The sequence below is a fragment of the Nostoc sp. JL33 genome, from assembly GCF_017114985.1.
Taxonomy (GTDB): domain Bacteria; phylum Cyanobacteriota; class Cyanobacteriia; order Cyanobacteriales; family Nostocaceae; genus Nostoc.
Genome location: NZ_JABXKP010000098.1, coordinates 24785 through 44635, shown reverse-complemented (window position 1 = coordinate 44635; position 19851 = coordinate 24785). Strand labels below are relative to the sequence as shown.

At 41.7% G+C, this 19851-nt stretch carries 18 protein-coding genes; 11 read left to right on the top strand and 7 right to left on the bottom strand.

The window, feature by feature from the left end; translation table 11 throughout:
- Positions 1 to 189 precede the first annotated feature (189 nt).
- The gene (locus HWQ23_RS29680) at positions 190 to 351 is read right to left on the bottom strand and encodes a hypothetical protein (RefSeq protein WP_292836870.1); all 162 of its coding nucleotides are present in this window, start codon (positions 349 to 351) and stop codon (positions 190 to 192) included.
- A gap of 16 nt (positions 352 to 367) precedes the next feature.
- Here HWQ23_RS29680 and HWQ23_RS29675 point away from each other — a divergent pair, with 16 nt between their 5' ends.
- Positions 368 to 2176, top strand: a complete 1809-nt coding sequence (locus HWQ23_RS29675) for an ABC transporter ATP-binding protein (RefSeq protein ID WP_292836868.1) — start codon at positions 368 to 370, stop codon at positions 2174 to 2176.
- 39 nt (positions 2177 to 2215) lie between these two features.
- Positions 2216 to 2644 (top strand): beta-carboxysome assembly chaperone CcmS, encoded by a 429-nt coding sequence (gene ccmS / locus HWQ23_RS29670; RefSeq protein ID WP_292836866.1) that lies wholly within the window; start codon positions 2216 to 2218, stop codon positions 2642 to 2644.
- Positions 2645 to 2709: 65 nt separating this feature from the next.
- On the opposite strand, the gene HWQ23_RS29665 is transcribed toward ccmS, so the two are convergent.
- The 4 genes from HWQ23_RS29665 to HWQ23_RS29650 all read right to left on the bottom strand — a co-directional run bounded on the left by HWQ23_RS29665 (position 2710) and on the right by HWQ23_RS29650 (position 5232).
- On the bottom strand, positions 2710 to 2883 hold the full coding sequence (locus HWQ23_RS29665; protein ID WP_292836864.1) for a hypothetical protein: 174 nt from the start codon (positions 2881 to 2883) through the stop codon (positions 2710 to 2712).
- A 124-nt stretch (positions 2884 to 3007) separates the two neighbouring features.
- Complete coding sequence (locus HWQ23_RS29660; RefSeq protein ID WP_292836862.1) at positions 3008 to 3406, bottom strand: hypothetical protein; 399 nt, start codon at positions 3404 to 3406, stop codon at positions 3008 to 3010.
- A gap of 12 nt (positions 3407 to 3418) precedes the next feature.
- Positions 3419 to 3727: a hypothetical protein gene (locus HWQ23_RS29655; protein WP_292836860.1), complete on the bottom strand. Its 309-nt coding sequence runs from the start codon at positions 3725 to 3727 to the stop codon at positions 3419 to 3421.
- A 122-nt stretch (positions 3728 to 3849) separates the two neighbouring features.
- On the bottom strand, positions 3850 to 5232 hold the full coding sequence (locus HWQ23_RS29650; RefSeq protein WP_292836858.1) for a cytochrome P450: 1383 nt from the start codon (positions 5230 to 5232) through the stop codon (positions 3850 to 3852).
- A 289-nt stretch (positions 5233 to 5521) separates the two neighbouring features.
- On the opposite strand from HWQ23_RS29650, the gene HWQ23_RS29645 reads away from it, so the two are divergent.
- Together HWQ23_RS29645 and HWQ23_RS29640 are read left to right on the top strand one after the other, a co-directional pair.
- Positions 5522 to 6154, top strand: a complete 633-nt coding sequence (locus HWQ23_RS29645; RefSeq protein WP_292836855.1) for a ParA family protein — start codon at positions 5522 to 5524, stop codon at positions 6152 to 6154.
- 2 nt (positions 6155 to 6156) lie between these two features.
- Positions 6157 to 6780 (top strand): hypothetical protein, encoded by a 624-nt coding sequence (locus HWQ23_RS29640; RefSeq protein ID WP_292836852.1) that lies wholly within the window; start codon positions 6157 to 6159, stop codon positions 6778 to 6780.
- 176 nt (positions 6781 to 6956) lie between these two features.
- Here HWQ23_RS29640 and HWQ23_RS29635 read toward each other — a convergent pair whose 3' ends face one another.
- Positions 6957 to 7841, bottom strand: coding sequence for an alpha/beta fold hydrolase (locus HWQ23_RS29635; protein ID WP_292836849.1), 885 nt, complete (start codon positions 7839 to 7841; stop codon positions 6957 to 6959).
- Positions 7842 to 8188: 347 nt separating this feature from the next.
- On the opposite strand from HWQ23_RS29635, the gene HWQ23_RS29630 reads away from it, so the two are divergent.
- The 7 genes from HWQ23_RS29630 (at position 8189) to HWQ23_RS29600 (ending at position 18554) form a co-directional block, all read left to right on the top strand.
- Entirely contained in the window at positions 8189 to 8500 is a 312-nt protein-coding gene (locus HWQ23_RS29630; protein WP_292836846.1) for a BMC domain-containing protein, read from the top strand.
- Between the two features lie 82 nt (positions 8501 to 8582).
- On the top strand, positions 8583 to 8933 hold the full coding sequence (locus HWQ23_RS29625; protein ID WP_292836843.1) for a carbon dioxide-concentrating mechanism protein CcmK: 351 nt from the start codon (positions 8583 to 8585) through the stop codon (positions 8931 to 8933).
- A gap of 1052 nt (positions 8934 to 9985) precedes the next feature.
- Complete coding sequence (locus tag HWQ23_RS29620; RefSeq protein ID WP_292836840.1) at positions 9986 to 11173, top strand: HetZ-related protein 2; 1188 nt, start codon at positions 9986 to 9988, stop codon at positions 11171 to 11173.
- 244 nt (positions 11174 to 11417) lie between these two features.
- A complete protein-coding gene (locus HWQ23_RS29615) occupies positions 11418 to 12653 on the top strand; it encodes a pilus assembly protein PilB (RefSeq protein WP_292836837.1) in 1236 nt (411 codons plus the stop codon).
- A gap of 280 nt (positions 12654 to 12933) precedes the next feature.
- Complete coding sequence (locus HWQ23_RS29610; protein ID WP_292836834.1) at positions 12934 to 13617, top strand: Crp/Fnr family transcriptional regulator; 684 nt, start codon at positions 12934 to 12936, stop codon at positions 13615 to 13617.
- Positions 13618 to 13787: 170 nt separating this feature from the next.
- Positions 13788 to 15962 (top strand): hypothetical protein, encoded by a 2175-nt coding sequence (locus tag HWQ23_RS29605; RefSeq protein ID WP_292836831.1) that lies wholly within the window; start codon positions 13788 to 13790, stop codon positions 15960 to 15962.
- Positions 15963 to 16244: 282 nt separating this feature from the next.
- Positions 16245 to 18554, top strand: a complete 2310-nt coding sequence (locus HWQ23_RS29600; protein ID WP_292836829.1) for a pentapeptide repeat-containing protein — start codon at positions 16245 to 16247, stop codon at positions 18552 to 18554.
- A 7-nt stretch (positions 18555 to 18561) separates the two neighbouring features.
- On the opposite strand, the gene HWQ23_RS29595 is transcribed toward HWQ23_RS29600, so the two are convergent.
- Complete coding sequence (locus HWQ23_RS29595; RefSeq protein ID WP_292836826.1) at positions 18562 to 19851, bottom strand: vWA domain-containing protein; 1290 nt, start codon at positions 19849 to 19851, stop codon at positions 18562 to 18564.

Below are 19851 nucleotides of genomic sequence, written 5' to 3'. Positions count from 1 at the left end.
GATTATATTGTGATTAACTTGTAGGGTGCGACATTTTGATTTGAGATGAAGCTACCTTGGCGGTGGATAAGGGACTTCCAACAAATAAATTACCCAATCTTGTCCCAATCTTGTGGGGCGGGCATCTTGCCCGCCCGTATAGAAAGGCGGGCAAGATGCCCACCCCACAAGAAGTAGTTGAGTATTTTTTTATTTGTCAGTCCCTAATGAAACAGAAGCGGCAATCTGGCGATCGCTCAAACAGATTACAGTAGATAGAACTAAAATTGCGTAGGCAAAGCCCGCCGTAGGTAATTGCTTATCTTCAGACTCACGACTCAGGGCTTTATTCTGTGGTAATATCAACTGCACGAAACCGCAAAAAGCCGTGGCTACTGTATTAAAATCTCATCGGGCATCAAGAAGGCGTAAAGATTCAACGCATCCTCTCCAGCGCTTGCTTGAGTATGGACACCAGTATCGTAAACAAATTTGGCTGGCGACTACTTATTCTACGCTCAATAAATTTTTCGACTTGGCACCACCCGGCTTAATTGGCGTGGCGGTGGATGTGGTAGTCAAACAGCAGGATTCCATAATTGCACAGTTAGGGGTACGCGATGTCTTTCAACAATTTTTGATTATTTCCTTCCTGACTGTGATCATTTGGATACTAGAATCTGTTTTTGAGTACGCCTACGCGCGACTTTGGCGTAATTTGGCTCAGAATATTCAGCATGACTTGCGTTTGGATGCATACAAACATTTGCAAGAGTTGGAATTGGCTTATTTTGAAGAACGCAGCACTGGCGGTTTAATGTCTATTCTCAGTGATGATATTAACCAATTAGAGCGGTTTTTAGATGGAGGAGCGAATGATATTATCCAAGTTTCCGCAACTGTTTTAATTATTGGCGCTGCTTTCTTTATTTTGGCTCCAAGTGTAGCCTGGATGGCTTTATCACCGATGCCATTTATCCTCTGGGGTTCCTTTGCTTATCAACGACTACTTGCACCTCGTTACGCCGAAGTCCGAGAAAAGGTAGGTTTTCTTAATTCGCGTTTGTCAAACAATATTAGTGGAATTACTACGATTAAAAGTTTTACTGCTGAAGCTTATGAAGCCTCTCGTTTGGAATTAGATAGTGAAGCTTATCGCCGTAGTAACTCTAAAGCAATTACTCTTTCTGCTGCTTTTGTGCCGTTAATTCGGATGCTAATTTTAGTTGGTTTCACAGCATTACTTTTATATGGCGGGATGGCAGCAGTTTCTGGAACAATGTCTGTAGGTACTTACAGCGTATTAGTGTTTTTAATCCAGCGTTTGCTGTGGCCTTTAACAAGATTAGGCGAAACTTTTGACCAATATCAAAGGGCAATGGCTTCTACTAATCGAGTCATGAATTTGTTAGATACTCCTATCGCTATTCATACAGGTGATATATCGTTACCTGTGAATGAAGTGCGCGGTGAAGTGCAATTTAAAAATGTTTATTTTGCCTATAAAGATAGATTTCCAGTGATTAAAAATCTGTCTTTGGATATTCCGGCGGGGAAAACGATTGCAATTGTCGGTTCAACTGGTTCTGGTAAAAGCACTTTAGTCAAACTTTTGTTGCGGTTATACGAAGTGCAAACGGGAAGCATTACTCTCGATGGCATTGACTTGCAAAGTTTGAATTTACGAGATTTACGGCGCTGTATTGGTTTGGTGAGTCAAGATGTCTTTCTATTTCATGGCACTGTAGCAGAGAATATTGCTTATGGCAGCTTTGAAACTAGAGAAGAAGAAATCATCACGGCGGCGAAAATAGCGGAGGCGCACGAATTTATTATTGAATTGCCCGAAGGTTATGAGACAATTGTGGGGGAAAGAGGACAAAAGTTATCTGGTGGACAAAGACAACGGATTGCGATCGCCCGTGCAGTCTTGAAGAATCCGCCCATTCTGATTTTAGATGAAGCGACCTCGGCGGTGGATAATGAGACAGAAGCGGCAATCCAGCGATCGCTCGAACGAATTACAGTAGATAGAACTACAATTGCGATCGCTCATCGTCTTTCCACTATCCGCAATGCCGATTGCATTTATGTCATGGAACATGGGAAATTAGTAGAGTCGGGAACCCATGAGCAACTGTTGGAGAAAGATGGTATTTATTCCGGCCTCTGGCGTGTACAGTCAGGTTTGAGATAACTTTCGCGCAAAGTTTTGTGTCTTCATTACGAATTATTTATGTTTTTTGGTAATAGTCAACCAGAATCAGGTGATACTAAGTGGCGTCGCCAGTTGGATAAGTTTGTCAAAGCAAATCAGCAGGAATTGGCGGCGCTTTTTTGGGGATTGTGGTTAGCAAATGGTGACAGTCAAGGTACTGTTGGTATTGATTTGCAACCAACGCCGCATTTTGTTTATTGTCCGAAAGAGCAGATAGATAAGTTAAATAATCAAGTTGATAATCGGCTTCAGGAAATTTTGGGGATTGTTGAGAATCATCAGCCTGAAATAGAAGTTGTGATGATTGGGATTGGGAAGGGGGAAATTAAGTTAATTCAGTTTGCGCCGTCACCAGCACCACCGATTTGTTTTGAGGAAGCTGGGAAGGATGTGGATGGGTTGTTGGATGTGCTGGAAGAGAGGATGAGGGAGGAGATTGTTTTTTAACGCAGAGGGACGCGGAGGGAAGCGCAGAGGTATGCGGAGGAAGATAAGAACTCTGCGCTTGTTGTTTAGTTGATTGCTTTGTGGAAATCTGGGTAAGTTAGATTTTCGGCACAATGCCAGATAATGTTAAATACGGCTTCGTAGCGATAAGAACTGTTTTTGTAGAACTGTTCACTCAGATAGTCTTTTAGGGTTATGACTACTTGTGATAAGTGTTCGCTTTGGATGATGCTTGTCAAATTATCAGCTATATCTAAAAGACAGGATTCATAGGATAGCCACTCTGAAGGAAATAAATTTTCATTTTCATATTCTTCAACCGCAAGATCCTGATAGGTAAGTATCTGTAAATTTTGCTAGACTTCAGAGTTGTATCTCAAGCATTGAAGAATCGATATCTAAAAGCCAACTTTCATCAATAAACTCTAAATTTTCATTGTAAATAAGAACCAACTCGCCGAGCTTTTGAGCGTTATTACTTGCCGTCTGTGTGCCATCAACAGCAGAAGCTATAAGGAAAAACTTTAGTTGTAGAAAGCGTTCTTTGTGGGTAACGCCAATAGAACTACTAACTAATTCGGCTTCTAGGAGACGAGGCAAAGTAATTGTCTCATAATATTTATCTTGTTCATCCCAGTAGCCGCATATTTTATAATCAGATAGTTCCAAATGTTGTTTAACAAGTGTATTCGCATCTAAAGTTTCTAATATTTCACTTAAATCTCGCCAAACTTGATGATTTTTTAATTCAAGTTTTGTCATAGTTGTGCGGGTTTAATGTTCTGTTACCAAACCGGAGAAGTGTAATATACCATCAATAAATTTTGCATGAAATCGGCGCTCGCCACCTTTACCTAAGACTTTAGATTTAAAATCGTAGCCGGATTCTTGGGAAGTCACCAGCCCTGCATTACCGCGAGGAGGTACTTGCCCTTTCTCAATGGCTTTTAAATGTTTGCTATTGTGATCATATTTTAATGCGAACTTTATTTGTTCACTTGCAAATGAAACTAGTAGACCACTGGTTGACAAATATACAGTATTAGGTTGAATATCTTCCCAATTATTGGGTAAAGCTTCCATTTAATTTACTACTGATATACTAGTCGAATTTAATTCGTAATGGGCTACGCCCCGCTACGCTAACGTAATTCGTAATTATTACACGACAGTAGGGTGGGTATTTTAAACCCCACCCTACTTGCCTAAACTAGCGCTGGTGTATTTGCACCCTTAACTTGAGGTGTTGCAACCATCCGCATTCCTGCCGGTGCAGCTAAAGTTAACCCACGGCGCACAGGACGCACAGGACGCTTATTCACTAGCGATACTTGAAATTCTGACAAAACAGTTGCCAAGACGATTTTCATTTCATACTGGGCAAATGCCATTCCAATACAACGACGATTACCGCCACCAAAAGGTAAATATTCGTATGGTGAATATTGTCTTTCTAAAAAGCGTTCTGGTTTGAACTGTTTGGATTGTGGGTAAACTTCTTCCCGATGATGCGCTAAATAAATACTGGGGACTATTACCGTTCCCTCTCGCAGTTCGTAGCCCATAATTGTAATTGGAGTCTTCACTATCCGCGGGAAAGCAGTCATGACAATTGGGTAAATTCGCAGTGTTTCTTGGCAAACTGCTGTCAAATAGGGCAATTTAGCCACACTACTCAAATCGGGGTTAACTCCAATGGTATTGAGTTCTTGTAGCAACTTCTCACGCACCTCTGGTAAATGGTCAATCCAGTAAAAAGCCCATGTCAATGCCGAAGCGGTAGTTTCATGTCCCGCAACTAGCAGCGTCATTAACTCATCGTGTAATTCTTCATCTGACAGCCCTTGACCATCGTCGTAACGAGCCGCCATCATCAAACTCAGGATATCTTGGCGATTTTGATCAGATTCAGCCCGACGTTCTCGAAGCAAAGCATAAATAAGTTGATCAATTTTTTGCCGTTGTTGCAGAATCCAACCCCACGGACTCCACGCCCCGAAATCTTTTTGCATGAACCGGAAAAAGAAGGCGCTGGACATTACGGGCGAACTGATGAAGTCTAGTAAGTCACTTAGCGATCGCCTCAGTTCTTCAAAAAGCTGTCCTTCATTCAAACCAAATACAACCCGGAGAATAACACGCAAGGTAATTTCTTGCATCGACTCACGGATATTAAAAGGCTGGCCAATTTGCCATTCATTACTCACCTCTCGGGTTATTTGACGGATATCCTCACCATAAGCCCGCATCCTTTCGCCATGAAAGGGAGGAGTTAATAGTTGCCGTTGACGCTGGTGGCGATCGCCATCTGATAACATAAAGGAGCGATCGCCAAGCAAAAATCTTAGTCCTATGTTCCCCCTGCCAACCTCAAAATGGCTGGAATCAGCAGTAAAAATCTGCTCAAGTGCTTGGGGTTGACTAAAGTACACAAGATGGTTATCAGAGCGACGACTCCTGATCGTAAAGGTGTCACCATAGATTTTCGCAAAATCATCCACATATTTCATCGGCTGACTAATAAATTTGATCATCCTTAGCCAGCGCGGCATTTCAGGCCCATCAGGCAGATTGTAAGTTGCTGTCATAGAATTTTGGGGAATTGATCGCTGATGAATTTTATTGTTACGAGTTTTCATGTTATTTAGGGTTACAGAAAGCGGTATATTCATGATTGGGGAGTAGGGAGTAGGGAGTGGGGAGTAGAAAATGGGAGAAAAGAAAAGGATAATAACTAATAATTCCTAATGATTAACTCAGTACTCAACACTCTTTCAAGTCAGTCCACCATCAAAAAATCCCACAACCAAACATGAAAAAGATTTCTTACCCTACTCCCCACTCCCCACTCCCCACTCCCTTTTCCTAGCTAAAGCAGTGCCAAAAATCATCGCTATTCTCAACGGTAAAGGAGGAGTCGGTAAAACGACTACCGCAGTCAATCTGGCTGCAAACTTTGCGAAGAAAAACAAGGTGCTTTTGATTGACGCAGATATTCAAGGTTCTGCCAGCTGGTGGTTTGGGCGGAGTCAGCAGGGAATGGGATTTGATTTATCTCAAGAAACAGATCCGGCACTTTTAGGTGATTTAGGAAAGATAACAGGTTACGATTTAGTAGTGGTGGATACGCCTCCCGCGCTGCGCTCTGAAGCATTAGTTGCGGTAGTTGCGATCGCAGATTATCTAGTTTTGCCTACACCCCCAGCCGCAATGGATTTAGCTATCCTCGTGGAAACAGTCAAGGAAGCCGTCATCCCCTTGGGAACTCCCCATCGGGTATTGCTTACCAAAGTCGATACGCGCAGTCTGGGGGAAGCACTAGAAGCAAAAAACACTCTGACTCGCTTAGGTATTCCTGCTTTTAATACCTTCATCCGTGCCTATAAAGCTCATGAACGAGCGGCGCTTGAAGGTGTAGCAATTACTCAATGGCGAGGAAGTAACGCACGGGAGGCGGAATTAGATTACCGCCGTGCAGCTGATGAATTACAGCGTGATTGGAGAAAATAATAATGGTTAGGAAACAAAGTCTCTCTGACTTACTACAAGAAGAGGCGCAAAAATTTACACCCCCAGAAGGTGAATCTGTGATCGAAGTTACAGCTGAAAAAATTGCCGAAGAACAGGCTTTATCGGATGAAGAATCCTCAGCACAAACACCTGATCAAAATTCTACTAAGCGCACAAGTCCAACTAAGGCTGATTTAGAAACAACTGTCAAAGAGTTGACAATTAATCTGGAAAAAAGCCATAAAAATGAAGCATCTCTTGGGCAAGAAATTGCTGATTTGCAATCAAAATTATCTAGACAAAAAACATTAGCATCGGAACAAAAATTATTAGTAGAACAGGTAGCAAAAGAACTTGAGGAAACCAAAAAAACAGCGCTGCAACTAGCAGAAGCGAATTCCCTGCTTATCGAAGAAATTAATGCTTTAAAACAAACAGCAGAAGATAAGTCTAAACTTGCTGTAGCTGTCAAAGAAACTAGTGCTATAAAACCCGTAAAAGAACACTACAATCCAATGAACTACAAAAAATCACATCGTTCATCGGAAACACTAGCTCAAAGTCAACCACAAAATCAACCAAACGAGTATCCTGATAGTTCTAATGAGATGTGGTTACTTGACTAGTCAGCTTGGCGCAAATCCCGCTAGCTAGGATTAACCAGACAAGGGGCTTAAGCCCCTTGTTAAAAGGTAGGCAAACTGACGCCACAGTATACTAAAGTATTTTTTTCAGACGTTCTCCCCAAATACATCCAATAAAGTGCAAAAGATGCATCAGATTTCTTGGATTTCAACTACAATTATCGAAAGCTTAAAATATGCTGTGCGGTAATTTGTGGTTGTTCCAGATGTGGAAGATGGCCACAATCTTGAATCCAGACAAGGGTACTGTGTGGAATTGCTCTTTTAAACCTCATGGCATCTCCAGTCCCCAAAATTTTATCGGAATCACCCCATAAAATTAGCGTCTGTTGCACAATTTGTGATATTTTTTTAAATCTAAAGGCACTGTAACCACCACTTTTAGTGAAAGCAATCAAAGCTTGATTCCAACTCGGCATTTGTAGATGTAATGCACCACAACATAGCGCATCGACAGAGGCAAGACTTTGATTTTTATATCCAATGCGGGAAACCCGATCGCGCACTTTCAGATTACTCAAAAATTGAGTTGCTAAATAATCCAAGGGGGGAAACATTAATTTAGTTAATGGGGAACCACCCGCCAACCCAGCACTATCAATTAACACCAGCTTTTTTACTGCTTCCGGGTAAGTCAGCGTAAAATCAATTGCCGTCGCACCCCCCATCGAAGCGCCCACCAAAATTATAGGTTGGTTAATCAGGCTTTTCCAGAAATAATAAAGATGGGTTTTAATCGCAGTTGGGCTATAGGCAATTCCTGAGAGTCTATCTGTAAACCCAAAACCCAACAAATCCACAGCCCACGTTTCATTATCTCCAGACAGTAGTGGCAAAAGCCGCCGAAATTCTAATACAGAACTATCAAAGCCGTGAATTAATAAAATAGGAGTTCCACCACTCCCTTGCTTGACATAAGTTGTGGTAAGTGGTTGATTAATTAAAGGAGTAGCGAGCGCAGTTGTTTGAATACTTTGAGCTAGTGCGATCGAGGCAGATTCTGTCAGTTGCCCAACAGATGTAGGAAGAAAATTCGGAAACATAAATTTCAGTTTATCGTACTAGCTTGCTTCCAGGCATCGCTGATTTTCTTAAACAACAAAATTACACAAACTAACACCCTAAAGTATTAATTTTAATATATAAAACATAGTCCAGCGACTATCAAAACATTCTAACTCCCCACTCCCAACTCCCAACACCTAATTGTACAGACGCGATTAATCGCGTCTCTTCCCACGATTAATCGCGTCTCTTCCCACGATTAATCGCGTCTCTTCCCACTCCCCTAAAAATTATGGCATCAAAGAAAGTTTAGCAAAATGTCACAATTGGGACTAAAGCCACGTACAATTAATATCGCCTATCCCTTAATCCAGGAGCTAATGCCATGCCAATGGCCGTTGGCGTAATTGAAACTTTAGGTTTTCCTAGTGTCTTAGCAGCAGCAGATGCAATGGTCAAAGCTGCCGCAGTCACAATTGTGTATTATGGTCAAGCGGAAAGCGCTCGCTTGTTAGTCGCTGTCCGGGGACACGTTTCTGAGGTAAATAGAGCTGTTGAAGCCGGAATCGCTGCTGGAGAGCAAGTAAAGGTTGGTACAGTAATCACGTACTACATCGTTCCCAATCCCCCGGAAAATGTAGAAACTATATTACCAATCCATTTCACTGAAGCATCAGAACCTTACCGCATGTTCTAACGAATTTTGCTATTAAAATCTGTAGCGAAGCTTCGTACAACTAATTTGTACCCCCCATGTTTATTCATACAGGAGATTAATAATGTCATTACAGGCAATTGGAGCACTTGAAACCAAAGGTTTTCCTGCGGTGCTAGCAGCAGCAGATGCTATGGTAAAAGCTGGTCGAGTCACCCTGGTTGGTTATATCAGAGTAGGTAGTGCTCGCTTTACAGTTAATATTCGTGGTGATGTTTCTGAAGTAAAAGCCGCTATGGCTGCTGGTATTGAAGCCGCAGAAAATGTTTATGGCGGTACCCTAGAATCCTGGGTGATTATTGCTCGTCCCCATGAAAACGTTGAAGCTGTTCTGCCAATTGCTTACACAGAACAAGTCCAAGGGTATCGAGAATCTGTAGAAAATCCCATTGTTAGATCATCGAATGGTCTATAGAGTCAACCCCCTGCGGGAGAATTCAAAATTCCAAACGAAGAATCTCCATAAATGAATTTAAAGAGAAGTCTGTTGTAAGGCTTCTGACCATTAAATGTTTTGAGGGTTGCAAACTTTTCTGTTTTTATATTTTGCATAAGTTGATTTTGAAGCAGAGGGAAAGCAACAGTCAAAGTCAATAGTCAAAATTAATATTGACTGTTGACTATTCATTTTTAGAAATGTAAAACTTTTAAGAATAACTTGCCAATGGTAGAGGCACAGTTGTCGGTGAAGCTAGTTTAGAAACGATAAATTTACCTATCAATCCCTACTATCCAGAATAGCGTAAGCGTAGCCCCTTAAAGTAGACATCGCCATCTGGCATACTGCGTCTGATTCCACGCTATAGCGATAGTATTTATCCAAGAATTTATTTAAGGTTTTATATAAGGGCTTACCAAACATTCTCTTAAACGCTAATTTACGTATATACGCTTAATAAACTAAAAATATATTACGAAGTTTAACTTAATATGATTCTGGGGGTTTCCACGCACTTACTTTATTCTGGGGAACCCGTCCACGGCAGGGCTGCCCCATGAGCGGGTGGCGTGGGTTGGGGGAATCTTCCGGGGGAAAATATCACTAACAGCAAGCGTATTGAGATTTAACTAAGTATTTTTCTACGTAAGGGCTTGTAGAGCCTTGAAACTTATACGGCTGAAATAACGTCTGAATATTGAGTTAAATTATATTCATTCCTCGGCTCGGTTACAAAATGTTCAGATTTCCTCAACCCATCTCGTGCAAAGGTGTATCCCCACGACTCTAGGCAGATTTCTATCTCAGTTAGAAAACATAACTTTACAAAAAGGTTAAATTAAGAAATAGCCCCAAAAGCTTCATAGGTATGGGTTTAGGGCATTTGGAAATTCTCAGCAAAACATCAATATAGAAATTTCTGCATAATTCTAGTGAATTAAGACGTAATAAAAGTGGAATCACTGAGCTATTTTCATGAAACTCATGAAATCCGCGGAAGTTGCCAGTTAAACAATTAGGTGGGACGAATGGGGGTTGTGATGCAAACTTCAAAATTGAGTTTCGAGGAACGCAATCTCACTATGACAAAGGATGTAGAACAACTGGCTCTAGATTGGCGAAAGCGCTTGGCTGCGGAATGTCCAGACCAAAATGAAGCTGCTAGGCAAAGTATTATTCTCTGGCTATTTGGATCTGACTCAAAACGGTTTGATCTGTTTAACGCTAAGGAATTCGATATTGCCAAGCAAGCGATGGAATATCGCTGGAGAATTTTACGTCAACGCTACTTAGGGCTAGGGCGAGAACGTGCTTATCGCAACTTGATAATGCGACTGGGGAGTTTAGTAACATTACGGAATAAGATTCAGACTTGGGTAGCCCTTAGCCGCGATCGCCAGCGCAGTGTGATGGATGTGTTACAAGAAGTACTCCAAGAATTACTGCAAAGCGATAGCCACATGCAACAGCAAATGGCTGATATTGCCAAATATACAACCGATCGACGATTAAGGGATGCTCTACTATTTGCCAGTGTAGAAGAATATTCTCTGCGACCAGTACGCAATCAACCCCTATTAGCTTACCGATTTGTGAATTACTTGCGTCGCACTCAGCGCGGTGGCTTAACCCAAGTGCCAGTCCGTGACTTGATTAGACTGGTGTCGGAAGAATTTCTCACAGACGACAGTGATAATCGAGTTAACTTAGTCGATAGTCAGGCGATCGCAGAATATCAAGAAGCACAACAACTAGAGGAACAACAAGCACTGCGCCAGTCAGTACAAAAAGAATTTGAAAATTATTTACAAGAAAATCTGGGAACAGACGCAGTGGAATGGCTACGGCTGTATCTGCAAGGTAAGTCCCAGGAAGAGATTGCCCAGAGACTGAATAAGCAGACTAAGGAAGTATACCGTCTGCGAGAAAAAATTAGTTACCACGCTGTACGTGTTTTTGCCCTGAAAGGAAAACCAGAACTTGTAGACAGTTGGCTCTCAATTTCCTTGCAAGAACATAACTTGGGATTAACACAAAACCAATGGCAGCAACTTGATGAACAATTGACTCCTCTGGGGCGGCAGATCGTAAATTTACAAAGAACAGGTAACTCAATAGAAGCAATAGCTCAACACTTAAAACTCAAAACCCATCAAGTGCTAGGCGAATGGACAAAAGTCTATCTTGCAGCCCAAGCTTTAAGAACCCAGGAGTAAGCTGTAAGGTATCTAGTTAATTTACTGAGATCGTGGGGAAGAGTAGGAGATGGAGAAGATACAAGTTCTTCCCCTCTGCCTCTTCATCCCCCTCATCCCTAACTCAGTATTTTCACTGAACTATAATCCAAAATTCATTATTTTATGTATAGATAATTTAATTTTTAAGAATTTAACAAAGGATCTTGATTTCCTAAATTAGAGGAAAGATAGTATACAAGCAAACACCAAGCAAATCAAACCTATGTTGTCTTCAAAGGGCAAACTAACAGATACAGCAGGAAATAGAAAGCAAGTGCTAACTGCTACACAAAGCCACTGGGAGCGAGTAGACATTCGCAAGCAAATATTCCAGCTGATTGATAGTCCTTTGTCTTTTGAAGCTTGCCTCTACCACCAAATTTTGCCTTTTGAATTAGAAGACAACAACCTGTTGCTAGGTATGGTTCATCTACAAGATAGCGAGGCACTAGATTACGTTGGTCGCATCTTATCTTATATCAATTGCACAACGATAACTCAGGCGATCGCAGCCGACGCTCACCGCAGAATACTGTCAGCCTACCTCAACTATAAGAATACATCTCAGCTAGATGCAAAACTTGTGTATCGCCCAACAAATAGCGCAGCTAGTATTGCTGACACATCTACTCCCTCTCTAGATGCCGACTCAAAATCAAATCACCAACCAATATCGATGGTGTTTCAGGCACAAAAGCGTCAACATTCTTGGCAGCGCGTAGACTTGCCTCCTATCCCAGAGCTAGATAAATTATCTCAAACTACGACATTCGTCACCCCTATTTCCACAGGTCAAGAGGGCGAGACTTCCCAAGCAGCACCAAACAATTTACCTATTTTGTCTACACAACTTCCCGAATTATTTAGTCCGATTGAGGTGTTGCCAACACTACCACCCAAGAAATTACTAGAAGAATTACTAGGGCGAATTCTGGCTGGGGGAATTGGTCGGCTGTACTTAGAAAGACAAGCTTACGAAGGCAGGATACTGTGGAGTGATAATGGAGTCTTGCAGTCTGTATTAGACAAACTGCCCCTCTCGGTTTTCCAAGGAGTACTTAATGAATTAAAGCGCTTTGCCTCCCTGCCTCTGACCACAGTTGGAGAACCAAAACAGGTCGAGAAGGAATACGTATATCAAAAAAACCGCTTGTTATTACGCTTGCGAGTCATACCGGGAATCTACGGCGAAGAGGCAACACTCCAAGTATTGCGGGGAGCAGCATTAAAGTTCTATCAACAACAACAGTTGGCGCGTTTGAGCCGCGATGCCTTAGGAATTTCTCAGCAACTAAGCTTCAAGTTGCATGAACTACAAGAACGGTTTTTACTGAATTCCAGCCTTGACTCCCAGCAATCAGAGGCAATGGTAGCCCTGAATCAATTAGTGAAAAATTTAGACCAACAGATCAAAATACTGGTACTGGAAAGCAATCCCCCAACAAACAGCAAATCATAAGCTAACATGTATTCAACTTGCATATTAGTAATTGCCAAAACGCTGGCTAAGATTGTGTTTTTTCATTTTGAATTGCTTAGGTCTGTCAGTGAAAACGCTGATTTCGATCGCATACATAATTGTTATGTTGTAATCGAACCCTAGACTAATCAACCTGATTAGGTTCATCTCAAATAAATACAAATTTTGCGATCGCAATCTGAGTAAGATTACGGTTTAAACAAACTTATAGTAGCAAAGTTAGTTTCCCACTCTTGAATCCATTTGTTGCAAATATTTCATGCTAACTGAGGTTTTTAGTGAACTTTTCCCCTTAATGAGTACAGCCACTCCCCAGACTTTGGAATGGCTGCTCAACGTTGCAATTGAACATGAATACCCATCTGGGCGAGCTGTTGTGATGGAAGATGCCTGGGGTAACGCCGTTTACTTCGTGGTTTCTGGTTGGGTTAAAGTTCGGCGTACCGTGGGTGAAGATTCAGTGGCTCTGGCAATTTTTGGCCGTGGCGATTTTTTTGGAGAAATGGCAATTTTGGATGAATCTCCACGTTCAACGGATGTCATTGCCCTTTCACCCGTGAAGTTGCTTAGTATCTCCAGAGAGCGTTTTATTCAAATATTATTTAAAGACCCGCAATTACATCACCGGATGTTGCAACTGATGGTGCGGCGATTGCGGCAAATTAACGTGCGCTTACAAATGCGGTCTTCACCACCAGCAGTCAAACTCGCCCATACCCTAGTCACTTTAGGCGAAAGTTATGGTCAGGAATCAAATTTGGGGAAGGAAATTTTTAACATTCCCTTTAAAGATTTAGCAGAGGTGACAGAAATCGGCGTTGAAGAAACCACCAAAATCATGGAAAAGCTACATGAGAAAGGGTGGATCAAAATTGACAGCGCCAACAACATCACTTATCTTGTCAACTTCAAACAGTTGATGAACTTAGCTGGCAAACTGTGATTGTTTTATTTATTCAGCGATACAAATTTTGGTATTAAGTAAGTCAACTGACAATACGCTTCGGTTGACTTGTTTATTAGATATGTAGGTAAGCTGTTGCGCCTTTAATTTGCACTAATATTTTTTTCAATATGATTGATTGTGGGGTGGGCATCTTGCCCGCCCTAATAATGCAAGTTGTATATTTAACAACTAACTTCACGAATTTAGACCCCGTAATGGATAATATCACTACACCCCATAACTCTATCACTGCGCTGATAAAAAACGTCACACAGGCACAATTAGTAGCAGCAGACCCTAGTACTGATCCGGAACTGTTGCGCGAATTAGGATTATCTATCGACCAACAAACCCGTCAGTCTGTTGCAGGCAATCCTAACACTCCAGTTGATGTCCTGTTGCGTTTGGGAGCAGAATTTCCCTCCCAATTGCTAGATAATCCTGTGTTTCCATTACTGCTTTTGGAAAATCTCAATCTAGTTGCAGATATTCCTTTACCTACCTTGCGAAGCATTCTCAAGCAGGAAAATGTTCCAGTATATATTTTGGAACAAGCAGCAGATCAGGCGGACTTGGAAGTGCAACTGGGCTTAGTTAAAAATGTCCAAACTCCCAAAGGTGTATTAAATCGATTAACTCAAAGCCGACATCCTCAAGTTGTGGAATCTGCACGTCTACACATCAATCTGGCTGGAGAATTAACAGAGAAATACGAACAAAGAATTAAAGAGGTGATTAAAGGAATAATTCCTTCTGCTCGCCAAGCTGGTACTGGTTCTTTAGCAGTTCTAACTCAGATTTGCCCTGTTCCAGAATTTATGGTTGAACATTGGGTGCAAGACTCAAGCTACAAAGACTTTTTCTGTAGAAAGCTTGCTTATTCTCCTGCTACCTTTCCCAATGTTCTCAAACACCTAGCCAACCATACTGATGGTTGGACATGGCTAGGAGTAGCCGAAAATCCCAATACTCCCACAGAGACTCTACGAAAATTGTTCACTGAAAAGCAAGCTTCAATTACTCTTGCTCGTAATTTAAATACACCTACTGATGTTTTGGAGAGTTTGAGTACAAATCAAGACCAAAGAGTTCGTATTAGGGTCGCCCGAAATCCCAATACGCCCCTAAATGTGGTGAAAGGACTGGCAAACGATACAGATATACATGTTGCTCAGACTGCGGCTACGCTAATAGCAGAACAAAAAGGAGAATATACTGCCGAAGCGGTTAGGAAGAATCCTAAAACCCCTCCTGATGTGTTGGAAAAGTTAGCACAAAAAGACCCCCGGACTGTTGGCGAACACCCAAATACACCGCCAGAACTGCTCTTAGAATTTTCCAAAAGCGTTGATGAACGACTGCGTGAATCTGTGGCTAAAAATCCCAATGCACCAGTCAGAATTTTAGAACAGTTGGCTGATGATGAATCTTGGGAAGTTCGTCGGGGGGTTGCCAAAAATCCTAATGTACCAATAAGCCTTCTCTTTAAACAATTAGCTAGAGACACATGGGTAAATAGTGCGATCGCTTATCAAATGTCCAGCAAAAAATATAACTACCCTGAAGCGGAGAGTATCTTAGATATCCTAGCAGAAGAAAGTACCAGTCCCCTCGAAACCATTTTGCAGCGATTATCACAGGATGGAGGAGAAGCGGCTCGTCTTTTTCTGGCTCGACGCTTTGATTTGCCTGCTAATTTTCTCACACAGTTTGCTGAATCAACTGAAGTGAAGGTGTGTGAGGGTGTAGCGCAAAACCTCAACACCCCTGTAAGCAGCTTGGAAAAACTAGCTCAATCACCAGAAACAAAAGTTCGTGAAGCAGTAGCCCAAAACCCGAATACGCCAATAAGTATCCTGGAACAACTAAGCAAAGATAATTACTATGATGTTTTGCTACACATTGCACAAAAAACTAACCTATCACCAGAGATTTTAGAAGAACTGGCGGGTAGTAAATCAGACCAAGTGCGTGAAAAAGCAATGCTGAATCCGAGTTTGCCAAAAGAGGCTGTAGAGCGTATTCTTTGTGGTGAATATGCTACAGGGTATTTGAAACTGAATCCTGATTTTCTATCACGTCATCCTGATAGCCTTGCTATGACGCTCAATCATTATGCCAAGTCCCAATTTCCCTTAGTTAGCTTTATTGCCTTAAATCAACCCCAGATTTCCCAGGAATTACTACAAGAAAAAAGCCTTTCTATCTCTTGGTTAGAACGGCTAGCCATAGCTCAAAATCCTCAAGCTACTCAACAAATCCTTATTCAACTGGCACAAGATAGCAATCAGCTAGTTCGGGCAGCAGCAAAAGATAGATTGCAGAATCTCTCCCAATCTTAAAATTCATACCATCAATTTTAGATTTTAGATTAGAATTCCTTCTGCGTTTTCTAAATCTTCTTTGTGCTTCTGCGTGAGAGTAAGTAAGTAGGCGAGAATAAATCAAACTAGGTTAAGTAATGTAAAAAATATTGAGATTAGTTTGTAGTGAGGGCTGAAGCCCTCATTTGAGGACTAAAGTCCTCACTACAAACCTTTAATTATTTACGCCGACTTACTTAAATTCATCCTCTTAATCACCAATACCATTAATCTGATATTCGCAATTAAAGATTCATAATTATGCTTCCAGAAAAACAGGCGCAAACTACCAAAACATCTGACTTAAAACCATTCCGAGAAATTGGCGGTGCTGAGGGATTACTAGCAGCTTATCAACTTGGAGAGCGTGATTTCACTCAGGTGAACCTCGAAAATGCTGATCTGAGTCAAGCCAACTTAACAGGAGTTAACCTAGAAAAAGCTAACCTCAAAGGTGCAAATTTATCAGAGACAAATCTGAGCGAAGCCAATTTGATAGAAGCAGACTTGCGTGGTGCAAACCTGACTCAAACCAACTTAAGATGCGCTCATCTCAATGGTAGTGATTTACGACAAGCAGTAATCAAACGGGTTGATTTTTATCGAGCTAATCTCAGTTGGGCAAACCTCAGCGAACAAGACTTGAGAGGAGCGAATTTAGCAAGAGTTGATTTGCAAGGCGCTGATTTGAGTGCAGCTAATCTGAGTGAGGCCAATCTCAACGAAGCAAAGCTGGATGCAGCTAACTTGAAAGGTGCAGTTTTGACACGAGCTAATCTCAATTATGCTTATATGCCTCGTGTCCAGCTAGTGCAGGCCGACCTCCAAAAAGCTGAATTAGTGCGTGCCGATTTAACAGCAGCTAATTTAGAACAATGTGTTTTAGATCGGGCTAATCTAGAGCGAGTTAGACTACGAAAAGCGCGACTACAACAAGCCAGTCTCCAAAAAGTCTATTTGCAGGAAGGTAAATTACAAGCAGCAAACCTCACAGATGCCAATTTGCAGAAAGCTGATTTGTCTAAGACTGAACTAGAAGGAGCGATTTTAACACGGGCTGACCTACGAGGAGCAGAAATTGCTCAGGCAAAGCAGGCTAACTTGGAATTGGCAATTTTGGGCGAACTGAATGAAGTAATTAAACAGTCTCTACATTTAGAGCTAAATAAGCTATGGGGGTCATCTTTTGCCTTCAGTCCTGATGGTGAGATGCTGGTATATACTGACTGGAATGAAAAAATTATCTTGGTTAATGCCAACACTGGTCAGCAAATTAATCAAATAGATTTGCAATCAGAACCAGTTGTCTCAGTCGTTTTCAGTGCAGATGGACAAACTCTCTGTGAGAGTTTATATGTGAATGAGTTGAAACTATGGAATCCCTTAACGGGGGCGTTAATTCAAAATCTCAAAAACCACTCCGCCAATTATACTTCTTTTGTATTGGATGCCTCTTTTGTATTTGATGGCAATGCTAAAGGTGTAGGCATGATGGGTACAGGAGAACCTTTCGAGATTTTTGACGTTGGTCATGAGACAAGAACATTAAAGGGTTATTCGAGCGGTATCCTCACTCAAGCACATAGCCCAGATGGGCAATTCACCGCCCGAAGTGCGCCGGATGTAAACGGTCAGATAGAACTGCTAGACAGACAAACTGGTAAACAAATTTGCCTTCTCACCGGACACACAGCAGCAGTGCAATCTTTGGCTTTTAGCTCTGATAGTCAGACCCTAGCCAGCAAAAGTGCTGAAGATTTCAAGCTGTGGAGAGTTAGCATCAAGAAGGAAACATATAGTTGTTTGCGATCGCAACGCATGAACTACCCTAATATTGTTTTTACCCAGGCAAATCACCAATCAAATCCAGCGTTAATTAGCAGCGATTTCTATGCTTCATTTGAAGAACGCAAAGCTGCACGAGGTCAAACTGACCGAGAGAAGTGGAACTCTGGAGGATCGGGTTGGTCTTGTGGCTCTGACGTTACCCAGAGTGCAGATGGAAAAGTACTAGCAAGATGCTATTACAAGCAACCAGTTCAATTGTGGAATTTACAAACGGGCGAAGAATTAGGTGTTGTAAATTTAGATGGTGATTATGGCTTTCCACTGGCACTCAATTCTACTGGAACTATGCTTGCGGCTGTGGATCGGGGAAAAATTGCCTTGTGGGATGTAAAAACAAACAAAATGATTAATAGTTTTACACATGATTCTGAATGGATAAAGCAAATTGTCTTTAGCCCAGACGATCGCATAGTTGCCAGTGGGGGTAATTACCAGACAATTCAGCTGTGGAATTTGCAAGCAAATTGTGAAATAAAAACTTTGCGAGACTATGCTTGTATTCAAGCTCTAGCTTTCAGCCCTTTAGAACCAATTTTAGCTAGTGCCAATCAAGACAATACAATCAGACTCTGGGACTTAGAGACAATGGAGGAAATTCATAGTTTCAAAACCGATCAACAAGAAGTAATCAATTTAAAATTTAGTCCAGACGGAAAATTGTTAGCCAGTAGTAACAAAAACAGCATTCGTTTGTGGAAATTAAAGCGAACATCGCAATTATAGGCATTTTTCAAACCGACAATAACCGCACCGCTTCCCCAAAAGGAAACTCCGCCAAAGTCAAACCACCAGGAGTTACCACCCACAACACAGGTAATTCCGGTACTTTATCAGGGAAAGTACCATAACCATCTGTTAAATAAATACAAACGCCTTGAGTTTGTCCATCCCAACTTTCTGCGACTTTCTCAAAAAACGGTACAAATGACGTGCCACCACCACCTTGGGGTTTTGGCAGGGTCAAATCGAGATTGAGTTTGTATGGCCCGTAAGCTTCTGCATCAACGTAATAAAGCTCACATTTTAAATGAGGATAAGCGCTCAAAATTCCCTGCACCTCGCCTAAAAACATCCACATTTGCTCATTATCAATAGAACCGCTAGTATCTACAGCTACATATACCTCGACATTTTCTGCTTGTAGAGTTTCCAAATACAGTTTCCGCCCAATAAAGCGACGGTCAAAGCCTGCAAAGTCTGTAGGAGTCTGTACCAAATAACGCCAAAGGTAACTACGCCAATTAATTTGAGCAGTGGTTAATGCTCCCAGTTCCCGTTCTATCCCGGCTGGTAGTAAGCCTTGATTAACTGTACGAGCAATAACAGCAGCTTGTTGCAAAGCATTGCGCCAGTGTGCCTCTAATGCTGCTTTTCTTGCTTCTGACAGACTATCGCTGTTTGTGGAAGAAGTTTCAGCAGTCGGACGAGCAAATTCGTTAGGGTGTGCTGTCTTTTCGTCTGCTTTTTCAGAGTTTAAGAGTGTCTGATTGTTACCTGTTTCCTGAGTCTCTGCTGTCTGATTGTTACTAATATCAGGAGTAGTAGAGGATGAGACATCAAAAGGGGCTTCATTGAGTAAATCAGGATGCAGTAGTTTTACGGAATTATTCGTATTTTTTAACAGCAACTCATAAATTTCTTCTACACTCAAATGCTCCAGCTTAGGTTCTCGCAGTCTTCCCGGAGGCAGTTCAAATACACTCTGTTGGCTAATAATGCCATTGACTACAATATCTGCGGCAATATTCCACAGTTCTGCTTCTCGCACACCCCGACGCGGCACATGCAGCAGTGCAGCGTGTAAAACTTCGTGCAGTAGCAGTCCATCCTGTTGAGTGGTGGGTAAAGAAAGCAAATACTCTGGATTAAAAAATATATCTTTGCCGTCAGTGGCAGCAGTTGGTAATTGCTGCGAAGGAACGAAGCGAGCAAACAATGCCAGCGTAGCGAAAAATGGCGACTTCATCCGCAAACGCAGCACAGAAGCACTGATAATCCGGGAGCTATTTTCATTATTCAT

What these genes read in the sequence shown, in the direction of transcription:
- ccmS (WP_292836866.1), top strand. Translation starts at nt 2,216, where the DNA reads ATGTTTTTTGGTAATAGTCAACCAGAATCAGGTGATACTAAGTGGCGT.
- HWQ23_RS29660 (WP_292836862.1), bottom strand. Translation starts at nt 3,406, where the DNA reads ATGACAAAACTTGAATTAAAAAATCATCAAGTTTGGCGAGATTTAAGT.
- HWQ23_RS29655 (WP_292836860.1), bottom strand. Translation starts at nt 3,727, where the DNA reads ATGGAAGCTTTACCCAATAATTGGGAAGATATTCAACCTAATACTGTA.
- HWQ23_RS29650 (WP_292836858.1), bottom strand. Translation starts at nt 5,232, where the DNA reads ATGACAGCAACTTACAATCTGCCTGATGGGCCTGAAATGCCGCGCTGG.
- HWQ23_RS29640 (WP_292836852.1), top strand. Translation starts at nt 6,157, where the DNA reads ATGGTTAGGAAACAAAGTCTCTCTGACTTACTACAAGAAGAGGCGCAA.
- HWQ23_RS29635 (WP_292836849.1), bottom strand. Translation starts at nt 7,841, where the DNA reads ATGTTTCCGAATTTTCTTCCTACATCTGTTGGGCAACTGACAGAATCT.
- HWQ23_RS29630 (WP_292836846.1), top strand. Translation starts at nt 8,189, where the DNA reads ATGCCAATGGCCGTTGGCGTAATTGAAACTTTAGGTTTTCCTAGTGTC.
- HWQ23_RS29625 (WP_292836843.1), top strand. Translation starts at nt 8,583, where the DNA reads ATGTCATTACAGGCAATTGGAGCACTTGAAACCAAAGGTTTTCCTGCG.
- HWQ23_RS29620 (WP_292836840.1), top strand. Translation starts at nt 9,986, where the DNA reads ATGGGGGTTGTGATGCAAACTTCAAAATTGAGTTTCGAGGAACGCAAT.
- HWQ23_RS29615 (WP_292836837.1), top strand. Translation starts at nt 11,418, where the DNA reads ATGTTGTCTTCAAAGGGCAAACTAACAGATACAGCAGGAAATAGAAAG.
- HWQ23_RS29610 (WP_292836834.1), top strand. Translation starts at nt 12,934, where the DNA reads ATGCTAACTGAGGTTTTTAGTGAACTTTTCCCCTTAATGAGTACAGCC.
- HWQ23_RS29605 (WP_292836831.1), top strand. Translation starts at nt 13,788, where the DNA reads ATGCAAGTTGTATATTTAACAACTAACTTCACGAATTTAGACCCCGTA.
- HWQ23_RS29600 (WP_292836829.1), top strand. Translation starts at nt 16,245, where the DNA reads ATGCTTCCAGAAAAACAGGCGCAAACTACCAAAACATCTGACTTAAAA.
- HWQ23_RS29595 (WP_292836826.1), bottom strand. Translation starts at nt 19,851, where the DNA reads ATGAATAATGAAAATAGCTCCCGGATTATCAGTGCTTCTGTGCTGCGT.